Source organism: Pseudopedobacter beijingensis (assembly GCF_042678145.1).
Classification (GTDB): domain Bacteria; phylum Bacteroidota; class Bacteroidia; order Sphingobacteriales; family Sphingobacteriaceae; genus Pseudopedobacter; species Pseudopedobacter beijingensis.
The window spans coordinates 96,245-121,794 of the sequence record NZ_JBHUDG010000015.1; the positions used below are offsets into that span (position 1 = coordinate 96,245).

At 36.6% G+C, this 25,550-nt stretch carries 20 protein-coding genes; 6 read left to right on the forward strand and 14 right to left on the reverse strand.

The window, feature by feature from the left end; genetic code table 11:
* The first annotated feature begins 94 nt into the window (after positions 1-94).
* The 6 genes from ACFSAH_RS09915 (at position 95) to ACFSAH_RS09940 (ending at position 7,998) form a co-directional block, all read left to right on the forward strand.
* Positions 95-1,003, forward strand: coding sequence for an ABC transporter ATP-binding protein (locus tag ACFSAH_RS09915; protein ID WP_379662572.1), 909 nt, complete (start codon positions 95-97; stop codon positions 1,001-1,003).
* Positions 1,004-1,082: 79 nt separating this feature from the next.
* A complete protein-coding gene (locus ACFSAH_RS09920) occupies positions 1,083-2,369 on the forward strand; it encodes an ABC transporter permease (protein WP_379662573.1) in 1,287 nt (428 codons plus the stop codon).
* Positions 2,370-2,488: 119 nt separating this feature from the next.
* Positions 2,489-3,394, forward strand: coding sequence for a Ppx/GppA phosphatase family protein (locus ACFSAH_RS09925; RefSeq protein ID WP_379662574.1), 906 nt, complete (start codon positions 2,489-2,491; stop codon positions 3,392-3,394).
* 92 nt (positions 3,395-3,486) lie between these two features.
* The gene (purB, locus tag ACFSAH_RS09930; RefSeq protein WP_379662575.1) at positions 3,487-4,833 is read left to right on the forward strand and encodes an adenylosuccinate lyase; all 1,347 of its coding nucleotides are present in this window, start codon (positions 3,487-3,489) and stop codon (positions 4,831-4,833) included.
* Positions 4,834-4,914: 81 nt separating this feature from the next.
* Positions 4,915-5,463 carry a NifU family protein gene (locus ACFSAH_RS09935; RefSeq protein WP_379662576.1) on the forward strand — a complete coding sequence of 183 codons (549 nt, stop codon included), beginning with the start codon at positions 4,915-4,917 and terminating at the stop codon, positions 5,461-5,463.
* A gap of 888 nt (positions 5,464-6,351) precedes the next feature.
* The gene (locus ACFSAH_RS09940; protein ID WP_379662577.1) at positions 6,352-7,998 is read left to right on the forward strand and encodes an FMN-binding glutamate synthase family protein; all 1,647 of its coding nucleotides are present in this window, start codon (positions 6,352-6,354) and stop codon (positions 7,996-7,998) included.
* Positions 7,999-8,093: 95 nt separating this feature from the next.
* Here the strand turns inward: ACFSAH_RS09940 and ACFSAH_RS09945 are convergent, their stop codons facing one another.
* From ACFSAH_RS09945 to mraZ, 14 genes are all read right to left on the reverse strand, one after another.
* Positions 8,094-9,335 carry an aminotransferase class I/II-fold pyridoxal phosphate-dependent enzyme gene (locus ACFSAH_RS09945; protein WP_379662578.1) on the reverse strand — a complete coding sequence of 414 codons (1,242 nt, stop codon included), beginning with the start codon at positions 9,333-9,335 and terminating at the stop codon, positions 8,094-8,096.
* Between the two features lie 165 nt (positions 9,336-9,500).
* Positions 9,501-11,159 (reverse strand): cell division protein FtsZ, encoded by a 1,659-nt coding sequence (gene ftsZ, locus ACFSAH_RS09950; protein WP_379662579.1) that lies wholly within the window; start codon positions 11,157-11,159, stop codon positions 9,501-9,503.
* A 126-nt stretch (positions 11,160-11,285) separates the two neighbouring features.
* The gene (ftsA, locus tag ACFSAH_RS09955) at positions 11,286-12,632 is read right to left on the reverse strand and encodes a cell division protein FtsA (protein ID WP_379662580.1); all 1,347 of its coding nucleotides are present in this window, start codon (positions 12,630-12,632) and stop codon (positions 11,286-11,288) included.
* Positions 12,633-12,647: 15 nt separating this feature from the next.
* Positions 12,648-13,505 (reverse strand): cell division protein FtsQ/DivIB, encoded by an 858-nt coding sequence (locus ACFSAH_RS09960; RefSeq protein ID WP_379662581.1) that lies wholly within the window; start codon positions 13,503-13,505, stop codon positions 12,648-12,650.
* The gene (gene murC, locus ACFSAH_RS09965; RefSeq protein ID WP_379662582.1) at positions 13,498-14,859 is read right to left on the reverse strand and encodes a UDP-N-acetylmuramate--L-alanine ligase; all 1,362 of its coding nucleotides are present in this window, start codon (positions 14,857-14,859) and stop codon (positions 13,498-13,500) included. Before murC ends, ACFSAH_RS09960 begins: the two co-directional genes overlap by 8 nt.
* The gene (gene murG, locus ACFSAH_RS09970; protein WP_379662583.1) at positions 14,852-15,958 is read right to left on the reverse strand and encodes an undecaprenyldiphospho-muramoylpentapeptide beta-N-acetylglucosaminyltransferase; all 1,107 of its coding nucleotides are present in this window, start codon (positions 15,956-15,958) and stop codon (positions 14,852-14,854) included. Before murG ends, murC begins: the two co-directional genes overlap by 8 nt.
* Positions 15,959-16,069: 111 nt before the next feature.
* A complete protein-coding gene (locus ACFSAH_RS09975; protein ID WP_379662584.1) occupies positions 16,070-17,254 on the reverse strand; it encodes an FtsW/RodA/SpoVE family cell cycle protein in 1,185 nt (394 codons plus the stop codon).
* 20 nt (positions 17,255-17,274) lie between these two features.
* A complete protein-coding gene (murD, locus tag ACFSAH_RS09980) occupies positions 17,275-18,621 on the reverse strand; it encodes a UDP-N-acetylmuramoyl-L-alanine--D-glutamate ligase (protein WP_379662585.1) in 1,347 nt (448 codons plus the stop codon).
* A gap of 1 nt (position 18,622) precedes the next feature.
* Entirely contained in the window at positions 18,623-19,918 is a 1,296-nt protein-coding gene (gene mraY / locus ACFSAH_RS09985; RefSeq protein ID WP_379662586.1) for a phospho-N-acetylmuramoyl-pentapeptide-transferase, read from the reverse strand.
* Positions 19,918-21,378: a UDP-N-acetylmuramoyl-L-alanyl-D-glutamate--2,6-diaminopimelate ligase gene (locus ACFSAH_RS09990; protein WP_379662587.1), complete on the reverse strand. Its 1,461-nt coding sequence runs from the start codon at positions 21,376-21,378 to the stop codon at positions 19,918-19,920. The genes mraY and ACFSAH_RS09990 overlap by 1 nt, the downstream gene beginning before the upstream one ends.
* Positions 21,378-23,477, reverse strand: coding sequence for a penicillin-binding protein (locus ACFSAH_RS09995; RefSeq protein ID WP_379662588.1), 2,100 nt, complete (start codon positions 23,475-23,477; stop codon positions 21,378-21,380). Before ACFSAH_RS09995 ends, ACFSAH_RS09990 begins: the two co-directional genes overlap by 1 nt.
* Positions 23,461-23,877 carry an FtsL-like putative cell division protein gene (locus tag ACFSAH_RS10000; RefSeq protein ID WP_379662589.1) on the reverse strand — a complete coding sequence of 139 codons (417 nt, stop codon included), beginning with the start codon at positions 23,875-23,877 and terminating at the stop codon, positions 23,461-23,463. Before ACFSAH_RS10000 ends, ACFSAH_RS09995 begins: the two co-directional genes overlap by 17 nt.
* Positions 23,867-24,778: a 16S rRNA (cytosine(1402)-N(4))-methyltransferase RsmH gene (gene rsmH, locus ACFSAH_RS10005; RefSeq protein WP_379662728.1), complete on the reverse strand. Its 912-nt coding sequence runs from the start codon at positions 24,776-24,778 to the stop codon at positions 23,867-23,869. Before rsmH ends, ACFSAH_RS10000 begins: the two co-directional genes overlap by 11 nt.
* Positions 24,771-25,235, reverse strand: coding sequence for a division/cell wall cluster transcriptional repressor MraZ (gene mraZ / locus ACFSAH_RS10010; RefSeq protein ID WP_379662590.1), 465 nt, complete (start codon positions 25,233-25,235; stop codon positions 24,771-24,773). The genes rsmH and mraZ overlap by 8 nt, the downstream gene beginning before the upstream one ends.
* Positions 25,236-25,550 lie beyond the last annotated feature (315 nt).

Consider the following 25,550-nt stretch of genomic DNA (forward strand, 5'->3'; position numbering starts at 1 on the left):
ACCCTATAACGGAGAAAAAAACAATCCAAACCTTTCTTTTTAATGATGTATGCAATCCTATATTTGCAGTATACAATCTCCTTAAAACCAGTCTATGTTAAGCATACAACACATTGTAAAAGAGTACTCACAACATAAAGCACTTGACAACGTCAGCATAGAGATTGAAAAAGGTGAAATTTTCGGATTACTAGGTCCTAATGGTGCGGGAAAAACTTCACTCATCAGAATTATTAACCAAATTACTGCCTCCGATGAGGGTATTATTCTCTTTAATGGCGAAAAGCTACAGCAAAAACATATAGCCCAAATAGGTTACCTTCCTGAAGAAAGAGGTCTGTACAAAAAAATGGAAATTGGCGAACAGGTACTCTATCTTGCACAACTTAAAGGGATGAAAAAAACAGAAACCCTCAAAAAGCTAAAATACTGGTTTGAGAAAATGGAGATGGAAAACTGGTGGAACAAAAAAGTAGAAGACCTTTCCAAAGGTATGCAGCAAAAAGTTCAGTTTGTAGCCACAGTAATCCATGAACCCGAGTTAATTATTTTAGACGAACCATTCTCTGGCTTTGACCCTGTAAATGCAGAAACTATCAAAAACGAAATACTGGAGCTGAATAAAAATGGCAGTACCATCATCTTCTCTACCCATCGGATGGAATCTGTAGAACAACTTTGCCACAGTATTGCATTAATACATAAAGCAAAAAAAATACTGGATGGTAAAGTGCAGGATATCAGAAATGCATACAAAGATAATTCCTATAAAGTCATATACAGTGGAGCTGTAGACATTCTTATACAACCTAAAACTTTCACTATAAGTCAAATGGTAAACAAAGAAAATACAGTAGAGCTATACACAAAACTAAGTGCTCCCTATAACACAACTAATCTGTTAACCGAATTAATGCAATATGGACAAATACAGCATTTTGAAGAACTGATTCCCAGTATGAATGACATCTTTATACAAAAAGTTAAACAAACAAACTCATGACTTTAAAGCTTCCCAAACATATTGACCGACTACAAGCACATACCCCTGCTAACTTTAATACCGTTAAATAATTCCAGATATGCAAAAGATATTGCTCATTATAAAAAGAGAATATTTAAGTCGGGTAAGAAAAAAATCTTTTCTCATTCTTACTTTTCTCGTTCCCGTACTTTTTGTGGGTATGTATGCCGCTATTTTTCTGATATATAAAAACACAGACGGACAAATACAACACTTTACCGTTATTGACGAAAGTGGAGTATTTAAAAATCAGCTAAAAGATCATCAAACATTAAAGTTTAATGATTCAGATCTGGATTACCAACAAGCTAAAAATGAAGCAATCAAAAACAAAGATGTTTTTTTGCTCTACATCCCTAAAAATTTTGAGACTAACGGAAATATGGAAGTTATTTCCGAAAAGAAAGCCAACCTGAAAAATATCTCAGAAATAGAATATCAACTACAGAATATATTATATAATAAAAGGTTACTAGAAGCCGGAATTGACACTGCTTTAATTCACAGCCCAAAAGATATAATCAATTTAAACACCAAACAATTAACCGAAAGTGGCGAACAAGATGCCAGTCTTAGCGCAACCTATGCCGTGGGTTTTCTCTCATCATTTCTTATTTATATGGCACTCTTCATATATGGTGCACAGGTTATGCGAGGCGTAATAGAGGAAAAAACCAATAGAATAATAGAAGTAGTCATTTCATCAGTAAAACCATTCCAGCTTATGCTTGGAAAAATCATTGGTATAGGTGCTGTTGGACTTACACAATTTATGCTTTGGATTGCCCTAACAGGAAGTATATCTGCATTTACCAGTCACGAGTTAACAAAACCGCAAACAATAGCAGAAACAGAGCAATCCATACCTCAACAACACGAAAATCCAACACAATCATTCGTAAAGGCAGCACAAACAATAAATTTCTCCTATATTTTAAGTTGTTTTGTTTTCTATTTTATTGGCGGTTACCTTTTATACAGTGCTTTGTTTGCTGCTGTAGGTTCAGCAGTTGATAACGAAACCGAAACCCAGCAATTTATGCTTCCAATAACTATTCCGCTTATTTTTACTTTTATTTTAGGTATGAATGTTATTGTAAATCAACCCGACAGTAATTTATCTTTCTGGCTTTCTGTAATCCCATTCACCTCTCCCATTGCCATGATGATCAGAATCCCTTTTGGTGTACCTGCATGGGAATTAGCTTTATCTATGATAGTTTTAGTTATTGGTTTTGTACTAACTACCTGGGCCGCCTCACGCATATATAGAGTAGGCATACTTATGTACGGAAAAAAAGCGAGCTATAAAGAATTGCTCAAATGGTTTATGTACAAGGGCTAAAAGGATAATAAACTAAAAATAACGAATCAGGCTAAGGGTTAGAACCAGTAACTAGAGAATAATAAACGATAAATTAGGACCTATAAATCTATAGGTTATACATCCAAAATAATTAAGCTATGAAAGCGGTAATAGACATGGGTACCAACACTTTCCACTTATTAATAGGGGAAGTTAACAATAATCCTAAAGAAGTTATTTTCAGAAAAACCATACCTGTAAAACTAGGTGAAGGAGGAGGTATTAGTCGCGGTGAAATTATTCCCACCGCCTACCATAGAGGAATAGAAGCACTCCAGGAATTCAGGGAAATTATAAATAATTATCCGGTGAACAATATTAAAGCTACTGCGACGGCAGCTATCAGAGATGCCCAAAACGGAACCAATTTTATCCAGGATATTTTTAAGCTCACCCAAATAAAGGTAGATATTATAGATGGACAAGAAGAAGCCTTATATATTTACAGAGGGGCATTGGCAGCAAATATTTTGTCAGAACGTACTTCATTAATATTAGATATAGGTGGCGGTAGCACCGAATTTATCATTGCTAATAATCAAGAAATATTCTGGAAAGATAGTTTTAGACTAGGTGCCGCCAGACTACTTTCTGATTTTTACCATAGCGATCCATTAAAAGAAATGGATTTAAAATCCATTGAAAACCATTTACAAAATACCTTAACTCCGTTTTTCAAAGCCTATAACACTTTTAAACCTACAGAATTAATTGGTACAGCCGGTGCCTTTGACTCCTATCGTGATATTATTTTATCGGCCAAAGAAATAGACCTTAACCTTATTAATTATAATTTCGACTTTACAGAGTTTATACACTTAATTGATAAACTTATTTGTTCCACTCATCAGGAACGATTACTTATAAATGGGCTCATTCCCTTAAGAACAGATATGATACTGATGTCATCCGTAATGGTAAAATCACTGCTTAACAGTACCCAAATAACTAATGTTTCGGCATCTGCTTATTCACTAAAAGAGGGTTTACTTTTTTATCCCTGATTTTTTTGATATAAGCAAAACAAACAGTTATAAGTTTTCATTTTTATAGCATAAGACACTCTTTTTTTGTATTTTCGCAAAAAACAAAAATCATGATCTCATCCTCATTATATGCCGTCTCTCCTATTGACGGCAGATATTACAATACCACCAAACAACTGGGCGAATTTTTTTCCGAAGCAGCTTTAATTAAATATCGGGTATTTGTTGAAATCGAATATTTTATTGCACTTTGCCAAATTCCTTTACCACAATTAAGCGATTTCGACCACTCTAAATTTGAAGCGTTACGTAATATTTATAGAGATTTTAAAGAAGAATATGTTCTTGAAGTAAAAGAGATCGAAAAAACCACTAATCATGATGTAAAGGCCGTAGAATATTTTATCAAAAACAGATTTGATGAATTAGGATTAGCTGCGCATAAAGAGTTTATCCATTTCGGCTTAACTTCTCAGGATGTTAATAACACCTCTATTCCCTATCTTTTAAAAGAAGGATTAGAAAAAGTAATCAATCCGGAAATCAGCAGTCTGATTTCTTTATTAAAAAATCTGGCCAACGAATGGACAAACATTCCGCTATTGGCACATACCCACGGCCAGCCTGCATCTCCAACTAAATTAGGAAAAGAGATCCTTGTATTTGTTGAAAGACTAGAAAAACAGTTTGAGCAATTAAAAGCAGTGCCTTTTTCTGCTAAGTTTGGCGGTGCTACAGGTAACTTTAATGCCCATTTTGTAGCTTATGGAAACATCAACTGGCAAGATTTCGGCAATAACTTTGTAGACAATCAACTGGGTTTAAGCCGCTCTCAATACACCACTCAAATTGAACACTACGACAATCTGGCTGCTCTTTTTGATGCTTTAAAGAGAATAAATACGATTATACTTGATTTAGACAGGGATATGTGGACTTACATATCTATGAATTATTTCAAACAAAAAATTAAAGCAGGAGAAGTCGGTTCATCTGCTATGCCACACAAAGTAAACCCTATTGATTTCGAAAATTCAGAAGGTAACATAGGCTTGGCCAATGCTTTACTAGAACATTTATCTGCAAAACTTCCTGTCAGCAGATTACAAAGAGACCTTACAGACTCTACTGTCTTAAGAAATATAGGCGTTCCGTTGGCTCATACACTTATTGCATTAAAATCCACAACCAGAGGTTTAAACAAGCTGTTATTAAACGAAACAGAAATATACAAAGACCTGGAAAATAACTGGGCGGTGGTAGCAGAAGCCATCCAAACCATATTGCGCAGAGAGAATTATCCTAACCCTTACGAAGCTTTAAAAGCACTAACCAGAACCAATGAAGGCATTAATGCCAAAACTATTGGTGAGTTTATCAATACCCTGGAAGTTTCGGAGGATGTAAAAGCTGAATTACGGGTAATTACGCCAAGTAATTATACAGGAATTTTCTAAGTCATATATTAGTAAAAACAAAATCCAAAAATAGAGAGTAATCAATTAGCTTAGTACATTTGATTTATTAATTTTGAAATTATGAACATCACAGTATATACCGAATTGACACCTAACCCTAATACAATGAAATTCATTGTAAACAAGTTATTGATTAATGGGAGTGTTGATTACCCTACAAAAGAAAAAGCAAGCGAATCTAAGTTTGCTACTGAATTGTACAAATTCAGCTTTGTAAATGGCGTATTTTTCGCAAGCAACTTTGTAACCATAACCAAGGCAGAAGATGCGGAATGGGCAGATATTGAAGCTATCCTAAAAGAATTTGTAAAAGGTGCTGTTGAAGCAGAATATTCCGTTCAGACTAAACAGGAAGAAGATACGGTATTTGAAGGTTCTGATGTGGAAATTAAAATCCAGCAAATCTTACACGATTATGTAAAACCTGCTGTTGAACAAGATGGCGGAGCTATTAGCTATAAATCTTTTGAAGATGGTATAGTTACGGTAGAACTGAGAGGCTCTTGCAGCGGTTGTCCTTCATCAACAATTACTTTAAAATCAGGTATCCAAAGCCTTTTACAAAGAATGGTACCTGAAGTAAAAGAAGTTGTTTCAGAAGCCCTGTAAATATTTTCATATATTTTAAGAAATAGCAAAAGGCGTTAAGATAATCTTGACGCCTTTTTAGTTACAGTAATATTTATATCTAACCCACAATCCTTTTTGCATCCTACATTACTTACCAAAAGAAAATAAGAAGTCCCTATCGCTTCATGAATTACGCGAATGTCCTGACATAAATATGGTTACAAACTCGCTTCCGCCCTCCAGCAATCTGTATGGTTAGAAAAGAGAAGAATACTTCTAACTACTAAACGTATCTAACAGAAACAATTCCCAAATCCCTCTGCTCCGGAGAAGATTAGAATAAGACCTAAATTCACACAATAAATTTGATCAAAAAATACACTAAGCCCTCTTTCTTATAGCTTGACTATAGCTATATTGGAGCTACACTATAGCGATGCACCAGAAAACTTCATTCAAAAACAGCGTCTATTGCATTTAAACAGGATATAAAATACAGCGTTTTCGATAAAAAAGTACACTAAGCCCCCTATATAAAGAAAACCTGAATACAGGTTAATCAACCTATTCTTTTTGCGAAAAACAATCAAAACCCCATTGCTTTAAGAGAGAACAAAATACCTAATAAAAACAAAGGGTTTTATCCGGCAAATGCTAATAACATTTGACAAAAAGGTTTGCCAATATTCCGGATAAATTCTCGGAGATTTGCAGTTTAACAAAACAGAATAGACTGATGAAGAACATATTATAAAAGACACATTTGCCAAGCCAAAAACTCCTATCATAAAAATAACCAAGTAGCCCTACAGCTATTCAGATAGTCGTTTTTATTTAAATCTAACAAAACTTTATAATCCCAAAATGGTTGACTATATTGATAAAATAACATTTTAACTATTTTAAAATTCTAATATTTCCGTTAGTATGAGACAAATTTTTATTTGGTCGTCTTTATTTATTGTAGTAGTCATATTTGTCATAGGACTTTTTGCTCCAGGTATTTTATGGGCATATCTCTTTATTTTACCCCTAATTTTTTTAGGTATTGCAGACTTGATACAAACTAAACACGCTATCCGTAGAAACTTCCCCGTTTTTGGAAGATTACGTTATGTCCTTGAAGGGATGGGACCTAAAGTTTATCAATATTTTGTAGAGAATGATACAGAAGGAAGACCCTTTAACAGAATTTTCAGAAGCGTCATTTACCAAAGAGCAAAAAAAGAATTAGACACCACTCCTTTTGGTACACAGTTGAATGTTTATGATGACAATTACGAATGGTTAAACCACAGTATCAGTGCTATAGATTTTGACAAGATAAACAAAGATCCCCGTGTACTTATAGGCGGACCAGATTGTAAGCAACCCTACAATGCCAGTATTTTCAATATTTCGGCCATGAGTTACGGTTCTTTAAGCTCTAATGCTATTTTAGCCCTAAATCAGGGAGCTCAAATGGGAAATTTCGCACACAATACTGGTGAAGGCGGTATTAGTGATTATCATTTACAAGGCGGTGGCGATATCGTCTGGCAGTTGGGTACCGGTTACTTCGGTTGCAGAACAAGCGATGGAAATTTTGATGACAACCTTTTTGCAGAGAAATCTGTACATCCTAATGTAAAGATGATCGAAATAAAGCTCTCTCAGGGAGCTAAACCCGGACATGGAGGTATTTTACCTGCTGCCAAGGTAACGCCGGAAATAGCGCGTATAAGACACGTTGAGTTAGGTAAAGACGTTGCCTCTCCTCCTTATCATAAGGCTTTCTCTACACCTTTGGAACTGGTTATGTTCATTAAAAGATTAAGAGATCTTTCTCAGGGAAAACCTATTGGTTTTAAATTATGTGTGGGCCATAAAAATGAATTTATATCCATTTGTAAGGCTATGACAGAAACACAAATTTATCCCGACTTTATAACTGTTGATGGCGGAGAAGGTGGTACAGGAGCAGCTCCTCTGGAATTTTCTAATTCGGTAGGTATGCCTTTAAGAGATGGGCTAGCTTTTGTTTATGATACATTAACGGGATTTGACCTGAAAAAACATATTAAGATTATTGCTTCCGGGAAAATTGCTACGGGATTTGATCTTGTCAAAAACTTTGCACTGGGTGCCGATTTATGTAACAGTGCCCGGGGTATGATGATTGCTTTAGGATGTATTCAGGCCTTAGAATGTAATTCTAACACTTGTCCTACGGGGATTGCTACTCAAAACCCAGAGCTGGCGAGAGGACTTGTAGTTGCTGAGAAAAATAAACGAATTGCCAATTTCCACAAAGAAACGGTAAGAAGCGCCTGCGAGTTAATGGCCGCTGCAGGTGTACCTCATCCCAGCAAAATGCACAGGGTACATATCCACAGAAGAATTTCTCCTAATAATATTGAAACCTATGTTGAAAGTTTCCCCTACGTAGCAAAAGGAACATTATTAGAAGCCCCTTACCCTGAGTCGTATGAACTGTTAATGAAAATAAGTAAGGCGGATACATTCAAACCAGACTTTTTTAATTTTGATTTGGAAAAATATCAATGGGCCAGAAAACCCAAATCTGGCGTATAAAAGAAAACTGTTATTCCGATTAAAAAAATAAAGGGAGCTTAAGCTCCCTTTATTTTTTCTTTATCAAAATTATATACGTTCTATAGATTCGATTATTAAGCCTCTACAAATTTATGCTTTTGGTAATAACCTGATTTCAGTTTTTCGGCTACTTCACTATAAGCTTCAAGAGTTCGTTCTACGTCTTCCAGACTATGAGTAGCTGTTGGTATTAAACGAAGCATGATCAAACCTTTTGGTATTACCGGATATACTACAATTGAACAGAAAATACCATAATTTTCTCTCAAGTCATAAGTTAAAGCTGTAGCCTCTTCCAATTCTCCTTTAAGGAATACAGGTGTAACTACAGAATTGGTGTTACCTATATCAAATCCTCTTGCTTTTAATCCTGTTTGTAAAGCAGTTGCTATAGTCCAAAGCTTTTCTTTTAATTCAGGCTTAGTTCTCAACAATTCTAACCTTTTCACCAAACCCAATACCATAGGCATTGGCAATGCTTTAGCGTAGGTTTGAGAACGCATATTATAACGTAAGAAACTTACAATATCTTTGTTTGAAGCTACAAAAGCACCTATGCCTGCCATAGATTTAGCAAAAGTACCAAAGTACACATCTATACCTTCTATACAATCTTGCTCTTCATGTGTTCCGGCACCTGTTTTACCCATTGTACCAAAACCGTGAGCATCATCTATCAGTAATCTAAAGTTAAACTCTGATTTAAGTGCCACTATCTCTTTCAGCTTACCCTGTGCACCAGACATCCCAAAAACACCTTCGGTAATTACCAGAATACCTCCTCCGGTTTGTTCAGCTAATTTAGACGCTCTTTCCAGTTGCTTACGCAAGCTATCCATATCATTATGGGTATAAACATAACGTTTCCCCATATGTAAGCGTAAACCGTCTATAATACAGGCATGCGACTCTGCATCATAAACTATAACATCGTTACGATCTACCAGAGAGTCTATAATAGAAAGCATTCCCTGATATCCATAATTTAATAAAAAGGCATCTTCAAAACCTGTAAATTCAGCTAATGACTGCTCTAGTTGTTCGTGGTATTTAGTATTACCAGACATCATTCTTGCCCCCATAGGGTACGCCATTCCAAATTCTGCTGCTGCTTTAGCATCAGCTTCTCTTACCTCTGGATGATTAGCCAACCCTAAATAGTTGTTCAAGCTCCACACTAAATGCTCTTTTCCTTTAAATTTCATGTGCGGTGCTATTTCTCCTTCCAGTTTAGGAAAAGAAAAATATCCATGAGACCATTTCTGATGTTGACCTATTGGCCCCATGTGCTTAGCTATCTTATCAAAAATATCCAATTTATTTCTCTTGTTAGTTTAATATTAAATTTTCGCAAAGTTACTCTAAGTAATTTGATATACAAGATTTGTACTGTAACTATTCTTTTAATTGCTTTTTTATGAGAATAGCAAAATTAAAACAAAAGCCATTCTTATCTGAATGGCTTTTGTATAGGTTAATCATTAATCAACGTTGTCGTGTAGGAACGAATTATTTGGCCTGATCTCTGTCTGACCATCCTCATTGCTTAATGTAAATCTTGATACATGTGATTCTGAAGAATGAGGAACTTCTCTCAATTGCATCTGCTTTCTTTTATAAGCAGGCTCATTTTCCAGTTCTTGTAAACCAGTGGTAGAACGCAATTTCATACTCAAATCTTTCAGTCTCAAAATTCTTTCTTTAGACTTTCTTAATTGCTCTTCTATAGAATCATCTGTTTTATACTCATCAACCCCGTATGACGGCTGTTGCTGGCTCTCTGGTTGTTCAGGCTGTACCGGAGCATTATTCTCCTGAACAGGTCTTACAGTATCAAAGCTTTCTGGTTCTGAAACTCTCAGGCTAAACTCTATTCCTCCCGTCTCAACCTCTTCGTGTTTATCTTCTGGTTCTTCTTCTATCAGATGATGCCTGATAACCTCTTTATTTTCTTTTCTTTCCGTTGTAAAAACTCCTCCAAAAAGATCACTTTGAGGCTTTGTTGCTTCTGGCTGAGGTTGTGACACCGCTACAGGTTGTTGCTGTATAACTTCCTCATCTACCTGATTTTGAACAGCTGCCTGCATAGGTTTATTCAACTCGTTTACAGGGCGAATAAGTGGGGTATCAGAAGTCAGATATTGTTTTCTGGGTGCATTTTCTTCGATAACAACCCTTTCTTCTTTAGTCTGGAAACCTGTAGCTATTATAGTTACAGATATCTTATCGCCCAAAGATGGATCGTAACAATTACCCCAAATTAGATCAGCAGATAAACCTGCCTGATCCTGAATAAAGTCGGTAATAATACTTACCTCATCCATGGTTACTTCTTTCTCTCCTGAAGAAATATTCAACAGAATATACCTTGCACCTTCTATTTCATTATCTTTCAACAACGGAGAAAGCAATGCCCCTTCTACCGCTCTTAATGCTCTGTTTTCTCCTTCCGCAGCGTAGCTTCCCATAATAGAAACGCCACTATCTTTCATTACGGTTCTAACATCTTTAAAATCGACGTTGATATACCCCGGAACTGTAATAATTTCTGCGATACCTTTGGCTGCTGTAGTTAATATATCATCCGCCTGACCAAAAGCTGATCCTAAAGTCAGGTTTCCAAATATTTCTCTTAATCTATCGTTTGAAATAACCAGGTAAGAATCTACATATTTTTTCAGTTCTTCTAAACCTTCTTCCGCCTGCATCCTTCTGCGTTTTCCTTCAAAAGAAAACGGAGTGGTCACAATAGCTACGGTTAATATATCTAATTCTTTTGCTGCTTTAGCGATAATTGGACTTGCTCCGGTTCCTGTTCCACCTCCCATTCCCGCAGTGATGAAAAGCATACGTGTATTATTACCCAGCATATCCTTAACATCGTCGATATTTTCTATGGCCGAGTTTTTCCCTACTTCCGGGATAGACCCTGCACCCATTCCCTCTGTTAAAGAAGCTCCCAATTGAACCTTATTCGGGATAGGGCTCAACTCCAGTGCCTGAGCATCGGTATTACAGATTATGAAGTCAACACCCGTAATTCCCTGCCTGTACATGTGGTTTACAGCATTACCACCACCGCCACCAACACCAACAACTTTGATTATTGATGACTTTTCTTTTAACATTTCAAACTGCATATCCTTTATTATCAGCTTTTAAGCGCTCCTACTTTTTTTATTTCTTACTCTTGTAATAATAAATATTTTTCCACAATAGTTTTCCACAATTGTGAATAATGTGGAAAACTTATTGAATGTGGATAATTACTTCAAATATTCCTGATCGCTGATATCATCTCTGATAAATCTTTTCGTTCCTTCAAGCAAAGAAGCAAACAATCCTCTGTTCTTTTTAGTAGCTTCTTGCGGTACAGAAACAGCCTTCGGAACATAGTCTTTATATTGCAACTCGCTTTCGATTTTATCGATTCCTTTAATCAATAAACCTATACCCGTCGCGTACATCGGACTTTTTAAATCTTCATAAATATTCTTAGGCAACCCTTCGTTTTTCGCTAAATGTTCATTAGGATAACCCACTCTACAATCTAATCCGGTCACGTATTCTACCAATTGAGCTAGATGTTTTAGTTGTGCCCCACCTCCGGTAATTACTATTCCTCCTATCAGTTTTTTCTCGTAACCAGAAGATTTAATCTCATAGTAAACATGATCTATAATTTCTTCCATACGAGCCTGAATAACGTATGCCAGGTTCTTTACTGAAATTTCTTTAGGCTCTCTTCCTCTTAATCCCGGAACACATATAATTTCATTCTCTTTATTCTCTTCTGCCAGAGCCGATCCAAAACGGATTTTCAACAGTTCTGCCTGATTACGCATTACTGAACATCCTTCTCTGATATCTTCTGTTATACTGTTACCTCCAAAAGGAATAACAGCTGTATGCCTGATAATACCTTCATGAAATATAGCCACATCGGTTGTACCTCCACCTATATCAACCAATACTACTCCGGCTTCTTTTTCTTCTTCACTTAATACTGATTCTGAAGAGGCTAAAGGTTCTAAAATCAGATCCTGAATTTCTAAATCGGCCTGATCTACGCATTTCATAATATTTCTAACGGCAGTTACCTGACCGGTTATAATATGGAAATTTGCTTCCAAACGCACACCTGCCATCCCTACAGGGTCTTTTATTCCCGGTTCGTTATCTACGGTAAATTCTTGAGGCAATACATGAATAATCTCTTCACCCGGATTCATTGCCAGCTTGAACATATCGTCTATTAATCGGTCTATATCTTTCTTAGAAATTTCAGTAGACAAATCTTTTCTGGTTAAAATACCTCTGTGCTGCAAACTTTTTATATGCTGTCCCGCTATACCTATGTTCACTATTTTCACATCTACATTAGATTGCGAACTACCTTCTTCCACTGCTTGTGCAATAGCTTTTACGGTTTTTGCTATATTAGAAACCACTCCTCTGGTAACTCCTGCCGATTCGGCCTTCCCCATGCCCAACACTTCAATCTTACCGTGATCGCTTCTTCTTCCAACTATAACACAGATTTTTGTGGTACCAATGTCAAGACCAACTACAATGGGTGAAGTTTTCGATTGTGTTGTAATGCCTTTTTCCATATTATATAACCTTTTCTAAATATTGTTCTTTTTTAACTCTTCTTTTCTAATACTATCTCTTACTCTTTTCTCTTCCGCCTCCATTCTGATAATGGTGGAATCGCTTTTCAGACATACAATCTGTCCTGCAAATTTCAAATTAATGGTCGAATAGGTATCCCAGCCTACATAAGGGATAGCTTTTTTATAAAAAACCATTAACCTCCTAAACTTGTCTTCCATATCGTTTGCATCTCCAAGAATAATCTTATGTTTGCCTACTCTTGGCACCAACTCTATATCTTTCTTAGCATTAACGTACAGTTGCACAAACAAACTATTCCACAGCGAATCTTTTGATATATATGTTGCTACCCTGTAGAGGTCCTTTATCAGCTTCGTTCTAACTGTATCAACTTTCCCGCCAAAACCCTCCTGTATTTCTCCATTTACAGCTATTACATTGGCTGTAAAATGATTAGAGATTGGAACCTTCAATCCTTTTTGGTCAATGTAATAATTTTGACCTGCTAAATTAAAAACCCTAAGGACAGGTGTCCGCTGCACAACCTCTGCTTGTATAATACCGTTCATGTCCGAAAAAACATTAGCATATTCTACAAAAGGATTAGCTCTTAACCTATCTTCTAAGCTTTGTAAATTGATATTATTAAGCTTTCTACCTACTAATAATCCATTTTTTGAAGCAAGTATTTCATCCACTTCTGCTCTTTCCAGGAAGAACTGATTTCCGGGCAAAATTACTTTAACTTCTTTACAAATCGCTTCATTTTTTTTAACTTCTATAAAACTCATTAACACGACTAGCCCACTTAGGCTAACCAGCCATAAAAAAACAAAAAGTACATTTTTCCATTTTATCCTTTTAAGCATTTGTGTATGTTTCTTTTATAGGTTTTACCAGTGTATCTATATTCCCTGCTCCTACTGTAACCAAGAGTTCTGGTTTTGTGTTTTCAACAAATTTCAACACTTCCTCTTTTGTTAACAATCTCTTATTTTCTAATACAATTTTATCTAGTAAAAAGCGACTATCTATCCCCTCTATCGGTAATTCTCTGGCAGGGTAAATCTCCATAAGAATAAGCTCATCCACCATACCCAACACTTCTGCAAACCCATCTGCAAAATCTCTTGTGCGGGTATACAAATGTGGCTGAAAAACCGCAGTAAATTTCTTATCCGGATACAAAGTTCGCACTGCTTTGAAGCATGCTCTTAATTCTTCCGGATGGTGAGCATAATCATCAATATAAACATGCTCATCTTCTTTTACCACATATTCGAAGCGCCTTTTTACGCCTTTAAAATTTCTGAGTCCTTCTCGTATTTTCTCTACACTAATCTCCATCACCAGAGCAACCTGTATGGCTGCCACTGCATTTTCAATATTATGCTGTCCCTGCAAACCCACTACCAGATTTGGAATTTCTAATTCCTGATTAATAAAATCAAAAACAAATTCTCCATTTTCTATTCTGATATTGCTAGCATAAGCATCTGCTATTTCTTCTGCCGAATATGTAGAAACACCTCTTTTAACATCTAATCCTTTTTTCAGAAATATTTTTCCTGTTGGTGTTACCTGTGAAGCAAACAATTCAAAAGAATCGGTCAAATGACTTTTATCGCCATAAATATCTAAATGATCTGCATCCATAGAAGTTATTACAGCAATATCTGGATGTAATGTAAGGAAAGACCTGTCATACTCATCAGCCTCGCACACCATCACGTTATTTTCGCCCACTATCAGATTAGTATCGTAATTCCCCGAAATACCACCTAAAAAAGCAGAGCATTTATTCCCTCCATTTAGCAACAAGTGAGCAATAAGACTACTTGTTGTTGTTTTCCCATGTGTTCCTGCCACAGCTATGGTAAACATTCCGTTAGACAATATGCCCAGAACCTGAGATCTTTTATAGAGCTCAAAACCCTGATCTACAAAAAACCTATATACCGCAGCATCTTTTGGTACAGCCGGAGTATAAATTACTAATACTGACGGGTCTGTTTCTCTATATTGCGTGGGAATTTGTTCAGGATTATCTTCGTAGATAACTGGAATTCCTTCTGCCTCCAACTCTCTGGTTAATACTGTTGAAGTTTTATCGTAACCCGCCACTTCGCAGCCTCTCTGACAAAAGTAACGAGCCAGACTGCTCATACTGATACCTCCGATACCTACCAAATATACTTTCCTTATGTCGGACAGATTAACCATTTTTTATTATTGATAAAACTTCTTTTGCTATAACTTCATCAGCCTCCGGCAATGCCAATGCTGAAATATTTTTAGAAAGCTGCTGCATTTCTGCATCGTCTTTCAATAACTTTATTGTCTGATCCACCAATTCTGCTTCAGCATGTCTATCGGCTACCAAAACGGCTGCATGCTCGATTACCAAAGCCATTGCATTTTTGGTTTGGTGATCTTCTGCTACGTTTGGTGACGGCACTAAAACCACCGGTTTTTTCACCAGACAAAGCTCTGATATTGTTCCTGCCCCTGCCCTGGATATGATTACATCTGCCATGGCATAAGCATAATCCATTCTATTTAAAAACTCAAGTATTCTGACTCCGTTGTCCTTGGGTTGATTCCCAAATTTCTCGATAATACTTCTATAATAGTATTTTCCGGTTTGCCATATCACCTGTATATTTTCTTTTTTAAAGCTTTCTATCCCCGCTGTCAGGCTATCATTTAGTGTCTTTGCACCTAAACTTCCTCCCAACACCAATACTGTTTTCTGTACAGGATCTAACTCAAAAAACTGCGCTGCTTCTTCTCTTTTCCCTTCTATATTAATCGTTTCTTTTCTAACGGGATTTCCTGTTTTTATAATTTTATCAGCAGGAAAAAACGCATGCATATTATCAAAAGCTACACATATTTTTCTTGCTTTTTTTGCCAGGAATTTATTGGTTATGCCGGCATAACTATTTTGCTCCTGTATTAATGTTGGTATTTTTTTTAGGTGAGCGGCATAAAGCAATGGTCCTGATGCATAACCTCCTACTCCAACTACTGCATCCGGCTTAAAATCTTTAATAATTCCTAATGCTTTTGTAACGCTTTTAATTACTTTTAATGGCAATAACACATTTTTCAACAGGTTATCTCGCTGAAAACCCTGTATATCCAAACCTATAATCTGATAACCTGCAGCCGGAACTTTTTCCATTTCCATTTTTCCGTTAGCACCTACGAAAAGTATCTCGATATCCGGATTTACTTTTTTCAATGCATTGGCAATAGCTATCGCCGGAAAGATATGTCCTCCTGTTCCTCCTCCGCTAATGATTATTCTTTTTGCCATGCCTTTATTAGTTATTAATTTCAGTTTGTTTTTAGTTGATATACATTCCTTCTTCTACGATATCTGTTATTTTTTTTTAATTTATCTCTTCTTGATCAACAATAATATTATTTATCCCATTGCCGGAATCTCTCCTACAATAATTTTATCGTTTTGATTAGCACTGTTTTTCTGCTGCAACTTATAATCTTCTACATCTTTACTTACTGACAGTATAATACCAAAAGCTACGCTGGTAAAAAGTATAGACGTACCTCCCATACTTACCAATGGCAACGGCACACCGGTTACTGGAAAAAGATTAACTGCTACAGCCATATTTGCTAAAGCTTGTATAGTTAAACTAAAACCCAGCCCTGCCGCCAGTAAGGCTCCAAAGGCTTTGGGGGCCTGCGTAACAATCCTGGTTATCCTGTACATCAATAACAGATACAAGCTAACAACGACTATCCCGCCAAACATTCCGTATTCTTCTATTATAATTGCAAAAATAAAATCCGAGTAAGGATGTGGCAAAAAATTTCTTTGTGTACTATTGCCCGGACCTTTTCCAAAAAAACCTCCGGTAGCTACAGCTATTTTCGCTTGATCTTGTTGAAAGGTTTTATCTGAATGCTGCATCTCCGGATGGAAATATGCATTGATTCTTGACTTATAGGTCTCTCTTCTTGGCCCAAAGAAAACCAACACCAAAAGCAATATAGCTCCCCCTAAACATACCGTTGCTATTTGCCTGAAACTGATACGCCCTATCAACAATATCAATATACTTACTCCAAACAGCATCAGTGCAGTTGAAAGATTAGCCAATCCAATTAAAATAAAGATCACACAAACCGATCCCATGATTGGAATAAATGCCTTTTTTACATCTTTAATATTCTCCTGCTTTTTAGTCAGGGTTCTGGCCAGGAAAGTGATTAATGCCAATTTAGCTAAATCTGAGGTTTGGAATGTAAGACCTGTCCCCGGAATAGCTATCCAACGACTTGCATCATTCATTGTACTACCAAATACCAAAGTATATAACAATAGAGGAATGGTAATAATCATAAGTATCTTTGAAATACCTGCGTAATACCTATAATTAAGCAAATGCGCAAAATAAATAAGCACAAAACCGATGACTATAAACAGAAAGTGTTTAAACATTAAGGATTCTGAACCTACACCTCTTTTATAAGCCAGGGTACCAGTTGCACTGTAAACCGCCAAAACGGACAGTAATGACAACAAAATGATGATCAACCAGATCCATCTGTCTCCTCTTGTGTGATTTAAAATATCCTTAATCATAAGTATGTTTATTTAAATGCTTATAATTCTCTTACTGCTGCTTTAAACTGATCGCCTCTGTCTTCGTAATTTTTGAATAAATCGAAGCTTGCACATGCAGGTGAAAGCAATACCGTTGATCCTTTTTTCGCTAAATGGTAGGCAACTTCAACTGCATCTTTTGCTGATTTGGTGTTAACAATGATTTCTACATCATCTTCAAAAGCATCATGAATAGCTTTATTGTCTAAACCCAGACAAACTATAGATGACACTTTTTCTTTAACCAGGCTTTTCAGCATAGAATAGTCGTTACCTTTATCAACACCTCCTAAAATGAGAACTACATCAGTCCCCATACTTTCTAAGGCATACCAGGTAGAATTTACATTGGTTGCTTTAGAATCGTTGATGAAGCTTATTCCCGAAATTTTAGCTACAAATTCCAGACGGTGGGCAACATTTTTAAAATCACCCATACTCTCGCGTACAGTCTCGTTTCTTAATTCAAGAATTTTAGCGGCAATACCTGAAGCCATTGAATTATAAACATTGTGACTGCCTTGCAGTGCAAGCTCCTTAATAGTCATAGTTAAGGTTTCTCTATTGTTAATGTTAATTGTTATATTATTATCTTCTAAAAACGCCCCGTTATTTACAGTATGTGTAATAGAAAAAGGGTGTTGTTCTGCTTTAATAGCATAGCTGTTTAAAGCTTTTTTTGTCTCCGTATCATCATCACAATAAATGAAATGACTATCAGTAGTTTGATTCTGTATTATTCTGAATTTAGATGCAACATAATTTTTCATTTCATAATTATATCGATCTAAATGATCTGGTGTAATGTTGAGTAATACGGCTATATCAGCTTTAAACTGATACATATTATCCAACATAAAGCTGCTTAACTCTAAAACATAGTAATCAAAATTTTCTTCTGCTACCTGCTTGGCAAAGCTAAACCCTACATTTCCAGCCAAACCCACATTTAAACCGGCTGTCTTTAAAATATGGTAAGTCAGCATTGTTGTTGTTGTCTTTCCGTTAGAACCGGTGATACAAATTGTTTTTGCCTGAGTATACCTTCCTGCAAACTCTATTTCGGAAAGTATGGGTATATTTTTTTCTACCAGTTTTTTTATAATCGGAGCTTTATCTGGAATGCCCGGGCTTTTAATAATTTCTGCGGCATTTAAAATAAGCTCTTCTGTATGTTTATTTTCTTCGTAAGCGATCCCTCTTTCTTCCAGTTCTTTTTTATACTTATCGCTGATCGCTCCAAAATCAGAAACAAAAATTTCAAAACCCTTCTTTTGCGCCAGAATTGCCGCTCCTACTCCGCTTTCTCCGGATCCCAAAACCACTATTCTTTTGCTCTTTTCCATACTATCTGATTTTTAGCGTTACTATGGTTATAATAGCCAGCAATATTCCTATAATCCAAAAACGTGTTACAATCTTTGCTTCGTGGTAACCTTTTTTCTGAAAATGATGATGCAATGGCGACATCAGAAACACACGCCTTCCTTCTCCATATTTACGCTTGGTATATTTAAACCAGGATACCTGAATAATAACGGAAAGATTTTCTATCAAAAACACGCCACACAATACCGGAATTAATAATTCTTTACGAATCATAATAGCAAAAACAGCAATAATACCGCCTATGGTCAAACTTCCCGTATCGCCCATAAATACTTGAGCCGGATAAGTATTATACCACAAGAAACCAATACAAGCTCCCACAAAAGCTGACGCAAAAATCACCAGCTCTCCTGAATTAGGTATATACAGGATTTTCAAATAATCGGCAATGATTGTATTTCCCGAAACATAAGCCAACAACACTAACGCTATACCAATAATTGCTGACGTTCCGGTAGCTAAGCCGTCTATCCCATCTGTTATATTCGCACCATTAGATACCGCAGTAATAATTACAATCACAAAGAGCAGAAAAACCATGAGAGCATAATCCTGATAATTACCTCCAAATATTTTCAGCACCTTAGCATAATCAAATTCGTTATTTTTATAAAAAGGCACATTGGTAATAGTGCTTTTTACATCTTTAGCATAATATACTCCGGTTGATTTTTCTATTCTAACCAGTCTCTCTCCTTCTTTATTTATAATAATCTCTTCGCTGATTCCTTGCTTTGGTGCTGATTTACTAACCGGCAAAGGACCTGTCACCGTTTGTCTAACCAATATCTGAGGATGAAAATACATAGTCCACCCTACAATCAGAGCTAGGCCTACCTGACCTACTACTTTAAAACGACCAGCCAGTCCTTCTTTATTTTTGCGAAATACTTTTATATAGTCATCCAAAAAGCCAATAGCTCCCATCCAAAGGGTTGTTATCAGCATCAAAATGATATAAATATTATCTAGTTTAGCAAAAAGCAATACGGGAATAAGAATACCGGCTATGATAATTAAACCACCCATTGTAGGTGTTCCTTGTTTTTGTATCTGCCCTTCTAAACCCAGATTTCTGACGGTCTCACCCACCTGTTTGTATCTTAAATAAGCAATTAGCTTATTACCAAAAACAGTTGTTATCACTAAAGACAAGATAATAGCCATCCCTGCTCTAAAAGAGATGAATTGGAATATCCCCGTTCCGGGAATATCATAATGCTTATGTAAAAAATCAAATAGGTAGTATAGCATTAGCCCAATAAATTAAATTGTTCTATTAATATCTCTTTATCATCAAAATGTTTCCGCTCTCCGTTTATCTCCTGGTATTTTTCATGTCCTTTTCCGGCCAGCAAAATGATGTCTCCAGGTTCTGCCAAATGACAGGCTGTTTTTATAGCTTCTTTTCTATCCACTATAGTTAAGACTTTCTTTTGATTAACTGCCGTTATTCCTTGCTTCATATCCTCTATAATATCCTCCGGTTTCTCGGAACGTGGATTATCTGAGGTCAGGATAACTTTATGACTCCAATCACATGCTGTTTGAGCCATAATAGGACGTTTTGTTTTATCTCTATCTCCACCGCAACCTACTACAGTTATAATAGATTCGTTTCCTGTACGAATATTCTCTATGGTTGAAAGGATATTTCTTAATGCATCTGGCGTATGTGCATAATCTACTATACCAACTACTTTATTTGGAGAGATCATATAATCGAACCTTCCCTCTGCTCCTGAAAGCATACTCAGATTGGTTAAAACGCTCATTTTATCTTGCTCTAAAAGCAATGCTGTAGCATACACAGCCAACAGATTATAAGCATTAAAAGTCCCTACCAGTCTAAAATAAACCTCAGAACCATCTACATCCATGTGTAGTCCAGAAAATTCATTCTCAATTATTTTCCCTTTAAAATCTGCTAATGATTTTAGACCATAGCTTTTTTTGTATGCTTTTGTATTTTGCAACATAACACTTCCGTTTTTATCATCGGTGTTTGTGAGCGCAAATGCATTAGTATTTAAAGCATCAAAAAATCCCTTTTTAGCTTTGATATAATTATCGAAAGTTTTGTGAAAATCTAAATGATCGTGAGTGATATTGGTAAATACCCCACCTGCAAAGGCTATCCCACTAATTCTATGTTGAGCAACTGCATGCGAGCTCACCTCCATAAAACAATATTCGCAACCGCTTTGCACCATTTTATCCAACAATTGATTCAACGCTAATTGATCTGGTGTTGTATGTGTTGCCGGAACAACCGTATCATTTATATAATTCTCTACGGTTGATATTAATCCTGTTTTATACCCTAATTTTCTGAATAGTTTATATAACAGAGTACATACGGTAGTTTTACCGTTTGTACCTGTTACGCCTACTAATTTCAATTTTGAAGATGGGTTATGATAAAAATTTGAAGCCATTACCCCAAGTGCAGTTGCAGAATTCGCTACTTTCACATAAGTAACTCCTTCTGCAAAAACTTCGGGCAGTAGTTCTACAACTACTGCATTGGTCCCATTTTCTATTACGTCATTTACAAAGTCGTGACCATCGGAACGTGTTCCTTTGATAGCCACAAATAAAGTTCCCTGAGAAACTTTTCTGGAATCGAATTGCAATTGTTGAATCTCGACTTCTGTCGATCCAATCACCTGCTCTATGGCTACACCGTACAATATGTCTTTTAAAACTGCCATTATCGTAATTCGATTGTTATTTTCGTTCCTTTCATCACTTTTGCTCCGGCAGGAATAGATTGCAATTCTACCTCTCCAGAACCTTTTATTACTGGATTCAGACCCGCATTACCCAATGCATAAAGTGCATCTCTCAATCCCATCCCGGTAACATCCGGAACAATTCCGTTATTTGTTTTCACTTCTCTGTATGCAATACCCGAATTGGTATCTACATCCATTTCTTTCGCCGATGCGAAATAAGACTTCACCCCTAAACTACTATACACCTCCTGCGCTGCCTTTTTAGAACCTGCTTTCACTAAAGGCAATCTGGTATTGCCAATAACTTTTGGTTCTTTTACATCAGCATACATTTGCAAGTCGCTGGCATAAATTACATCGGCCACCTCTCTAAAAACAGGACCAGCCACATCTGCCGCATAGTAAGATCCTTTTGTAGGATTCTGCACCACAACAATCATAGAGTATTTTGGCTTTTCAGCCGGAAAATATCCACAAAAAGAAGCCTGATATTTACGTTTTCCTCTGTATCCCTTTGACCCATCCGCTACTTGCGCTGTTCCGGTTTTACCTGCTATTTTATAAAGGGGATTTTTCAACCTTTTCCCTGTACCCTCTTCTACTACTGCTTCCAGCATCTCTTTCAACATCCCCAATGTACGGTCTGAACATACCCGACTATTAATTACTCGTGGCTGAAACTGCTCTACGGTATTACCCAATCTTCTGATCTCCTGCACAAACAACGGTGCGATCATTTTCCCATCATTTGCCACAGCGTTATAAAGAGATAGAATTTCCATTGGAGTCATTTTCAACTCGTACCCATAAGCCATTTGGGGAAGTGTTAAACCACTCCACGATCTGCTTTTTGGCGTTTTTATCAAAGGAGTTCCTTCTCCAGGAATCTGTAAACCCAATTTATCTCCCAATTTCAGATCATACAATTTATCTGTAAACGCTGATGGCTTATCTTTATAGCTATTATAAATCTGTTTAACAATAGCCACATTGGAAGAAACCTCAAAAGCCCTTTTCATGGTAATTACACCATAACCACCAGCATGAGAATCTTTAATGGTATGACGATATATTTTATATTTACCTTCGTCTGTATCTATCTTATCATCCAGATCAAACTTTTTATCTTCCATAGCAACCATGTAAGATGCCAGTTTAAAAGTAGAACCTGGTTCTGCGCTCTGCGCAATAGCATAATTAAAGCTTTCTTTATAACCTTCGCCTGCTTTGGTATAATTAGCAATAGCCTTTACTCTTCCAGTCTCCACCTCCATAACTACTACAGTACCAAAATCAGCTTCGCTTTTTATCAATTGCTTTTTCAGCGCATTTTGCGCCAAATCCTGGATATTCACATCGATGGTAGAAATAATATCTGCCCCATCTTTCGGTGCAATTTCAGCATCTTCATTTACCGGCATCCAAACACCTCCCGCTATACGCTGAACTAATCTTTTCCCTGTCTCTCCATTGATATAATCACCATAAGCTCCTTCTAAACCCACTGCCACACCTGCATTTTCGTTATAATAACCTATAGTTCTGGCCGCCAGATCTCCAAACGGAAAAATTCTTTTATTTTGCTGAACAGCAATCATCCCACCTTTATATCTTCCTAAATTGAAGATTGGAAATTGCTTCAATGCTTTCAGATCCTGATAACTAACTTTTCTTTTAATCAGGAAATACCTTTGCTTATCTGCCCGGGCATTTCTTAACAATCGTGAATACTCTCTGGAACTTTTATCTTTAAAACGTACTGACAGTTGATAAGCCAGAGAATCTATTTTTTCATAAAAAACTTTATCATCTTCTATTCCTCCCGCCAACAAATCCATTCTAATCTCATACTCCGGAACAGATGTAGCTAACAAGCTTCCGTCCGCCGAATAAATATTTCCCCTTGCAGCTTCTACTTCAGCATAACGGGTACTTAAACTATCCGCCATAGCCTTATATTTACCTCCCTGCACCAATTGCACCTGCCCCATCCTAAAAACAACGGCCACGGCAAACAAAACAATCAAGCCAAACGCCGCATATACACGAAGAAGAATATTAGTTCTTATATTCATTTTGACCTATTTTAATTTTTATTGGAGGTTCTACCGGAACTTTTAATCCCAAAACAGAATCCACTTTTTTTACTACTTCTGTCTGCTTGCTTCTGAACATCAAATCCGCTTTCAACGTTTTAAAATCCCAGCTCAGCTCTTTAACTTCTTTATTCAGCTTATCAATCTTCCTGATATTATTTTCTGCATTATGGCGATTTCCTATATAAATCATACCCAAAAAAGCCAGAAACAACACAAAAGGCAAAGCCTCTGTTACTGCCTCCTTAGACACCACTCCTTTAGTTACAAATGCAAAAAAAGCAGACATAGCAGGACTTTTTCCCGCTTCTTCCACTTTTTCTTGTTGCACATCCGCAAGTGGCTCCTCTTCTAGTGGTATTTTAATTTTATTCACCATTTTTTACCGCAATTCTCAATCTCGCACTTCTAGCCCTGTTATTTTGCTTCAGCTCTTCTTCAGATGCTGTAATTGATTTTTTTGTCAACACAGTCAAAGGCTTAATTTCATTACCATAAAAATCTTTCTCCACCTGCCCCGAAAATTTTCCTTTTGCCATAAAATTCTTCACCAATCTATCCTCCAACGAATGATAAGACATCACCACCAACCTACCTCCCGGCTTTAAAACCTCTGCCGCCTGCATCAAAAATTCACGCAAAACCTCCATTTCCTGATTCACCTCTATCCTCAATGCCTGAAAAACTTGCGCCAAATATTTATTTTCTTTATTTCTGGGTATTAACCTTGAAATAACTTTTTTCAAATCTTCTACAGTAACAATCTCCTCATTCAACCTGGCAGTAACTATCGTTTTCGCTAATGTTTTTGCATTCTGAATTTCCCCATACAAACCAAAAATCTTATGCAACTCTTCTTCAACATAAGTATTCACCACTTTCCTCGCTGTCAAATCCCCGTCCTGATCCATCCTCATATCCAGCTCTCCATCAAAACGGATAGAAAAACCTCTTTCCGGAACATCAAATTGATGCGATGAAACCCCTAAATCCGCCAGAATACCATCTACAGGCACCAAACCCTCCATACGCAGGTTATTTTTCAGGTAGCGAAAGTTCTGATCCACAAAAACAAAACGATCATCATCTATCTTATTCTTTTGCGCATCTACATCCTGATCAAAAGCAACCAAAACACCATCTCCATCCAACTGCTTAATAATCTCACGAGAATGCCCTCCACCTCCAAATGTCACATCCACATAAACCCCTCCAGGCTTAATATTCAGAGCGTCAATACACTCCTGAAGCATCACCGGAACATGATACACATTATCCATCCGATAACCTCCTTCCATTCCCCATTACATCCTCCGCTAAACTCGCAAAATTCTCAGGCTCATCATCCATTTGCGCATCATACGCCTCTCTCGACCACATTTCTATTTTATTAAATTGACAAGAAAGAACTACCTCAGATCCAATACCCGCATACTCCAACAAAGTCTTCGGCAACAACACCCTACCCGAAGAATCCAAATTCAACTCCGTTGCCCCCCTTGTAAAATACCTTACAAACTTTCTATTCTTTTCTTCATACGGATTTAACTCAGCTAATTCTGCAGTCACTTTATCCCATTCTGCTCTCGAGTAAATCACCAGATGTTTTTCAAAACCCCTATTCACAACAAGCCCATCTGCATCTATGGCAGGCAATTGTTTCTTAAGCCCGGCAGGAACCATTAAACGTCCTTTCGAGTCAAGCTTACAATCAAATTCTCCAATCAAATGAGACATAGTTGTATTTAAAGACTGTTTCAAATGTAAAATTAAGTATTACTTCCACATATTACCACTTTTTACCACAAAAAGTTTTCAACAAGTGATTTTTTTTATAAAAACACCGTTTAAAGAAGATAACACCTCTCTAAAAAAAGATAAAACACAATACAAAAAGCGCAAAAAAACACCCTTAAACAAACCATAAACACACATTTTAGAACAAAGTGGGAATCCAGACCATTTTTTCACTCTATTTTTAAAAAAAGTGGGAGAACTAAACCCATACCTAATAAAAGACAAAAAAGTATTTTATTATATCTGAATATAATT

Coding starts and splice junctions, on each gene's coding strand:
- ACFSAH_RS09915 (WP_379662572.1), top strand. CDS start 95: ATGTTAAGCATACAACACATTGTAAAAGAGTACTCACAACATAAAGCA.
- ACFSAH_RS09920 (WP_379662573.1), top strand. CDS start 1,083: ATGCAAAAGATATTGCTCATTATAAAAAGAGAATATTTAAGTCGGGTA.
- ACFSAH_RS09925 (WP_379662574.1), top strand. CDS start 2,489: ATGAAAGCGGTAATAGACATGGGTACCAACACTTTCCACTTATTAATA.
- purB (WP_379662575.1), top strand. CDS start 3,487: ATGATCTCATCCTCATTATATGCCGTCTCTCCTATTGACGGCAGATAT.
- ACFSAH_RS09935 (WP_379662576.1), top strand. CDS start 4,915: ATGAACATCACAGTATATACCGAATTGACACCTAACCCTAATACAATG.
- ACFSAH_RS09940 (WP_379662577.1), top strand. CDS start 6,352: ATGAGACAAATTTTTATTTGGTCGTCTTTATTTATTGTAGTAGTCATA.
- ftsZ (WP_379662579.1), bottom strand. CDS start 11,159: ATGCAGTTTGAAATGTTAAAAGAAAAGTCATCAATAATCAAAGTTGTT.
- ftsA (WP_379662580.1), bottom strand. CDS start 12,632: ATGGAAAAAGGCATTACAACACAATCGAAAACTTCACCCATTGTAGTT.
- ACFSAH_RS09960 (WP_379662581.1), bottom strand. CDS start 13,505: ATGCTTAAAAGGATAAAATGGAAAAATGTACTTTTTGTTTTTTTATGG.
- murC (WP_379662582.1), bottom strand. CDS start 14,859: ATGGTTAATCTGTCCGACATAAGGAAAGTATATTTGGTAGGTATCGGA.
- murG (WP_379662583.1), bottom strand. CDS start 15,958: ATGGCAAAAAGAATAATCATTAGCGGAGGAGGAACAGGAGGACATATC.
- ACFSAH_RS09975 (WP_379662584.1), bottom strand. CDS start 17,254: ATGATTAAGGATATTTTAAATCACACAAGAGGAGACAGATGGATCTGG.
- murD (WP_379662585.1), bottom strand. CDS start 18,621: ATGGAAAAGAGCAAAAGAATAGTGGTTTTGGGATCCGGAGAAAGCGGA.
- mraY (WP_379662586.1), bottom strand. CDS start 19,918: ATGCTATACTACCTATTTGATTTTTTACATAAGCATTATGATATTCCC.
- ACFSAH_RS09990 (WP_379662587.1), bottom strand. CDS start 21,378: ATGGCAGTTTTAAAAGACATATTGTACGGTGTAGCCATAGAGCAGGTG.
- ACFSAH_RS09995 (WP_379662588.1), bottom strand. CDS start 23,477: ATGAATATAAGAACTAATATTCTTCTTCGTGTATATGCGGCGTTTGGC.
- ACFSAH_RS10000 (WP_379662589.1), bottom strand. CDS start 23,877: ATGGTGAATAAAATTAAAATACCACTAGAAGAGGAGCCACTTGCGGAT.
- rsmH (WP_379662728.1), bottom strand. CDS start 24,778: ATGGATAATGTGTATCATGTTCCGGTGATGCTTCAGGAGTGTATTGAC.
- mraZ (WP_379662590.1), bottom strand. CDS start 25,235: ATGTCTCATTTGATTGGAGAATTTGATTGTAAGCTTGACTCGAAAGGA.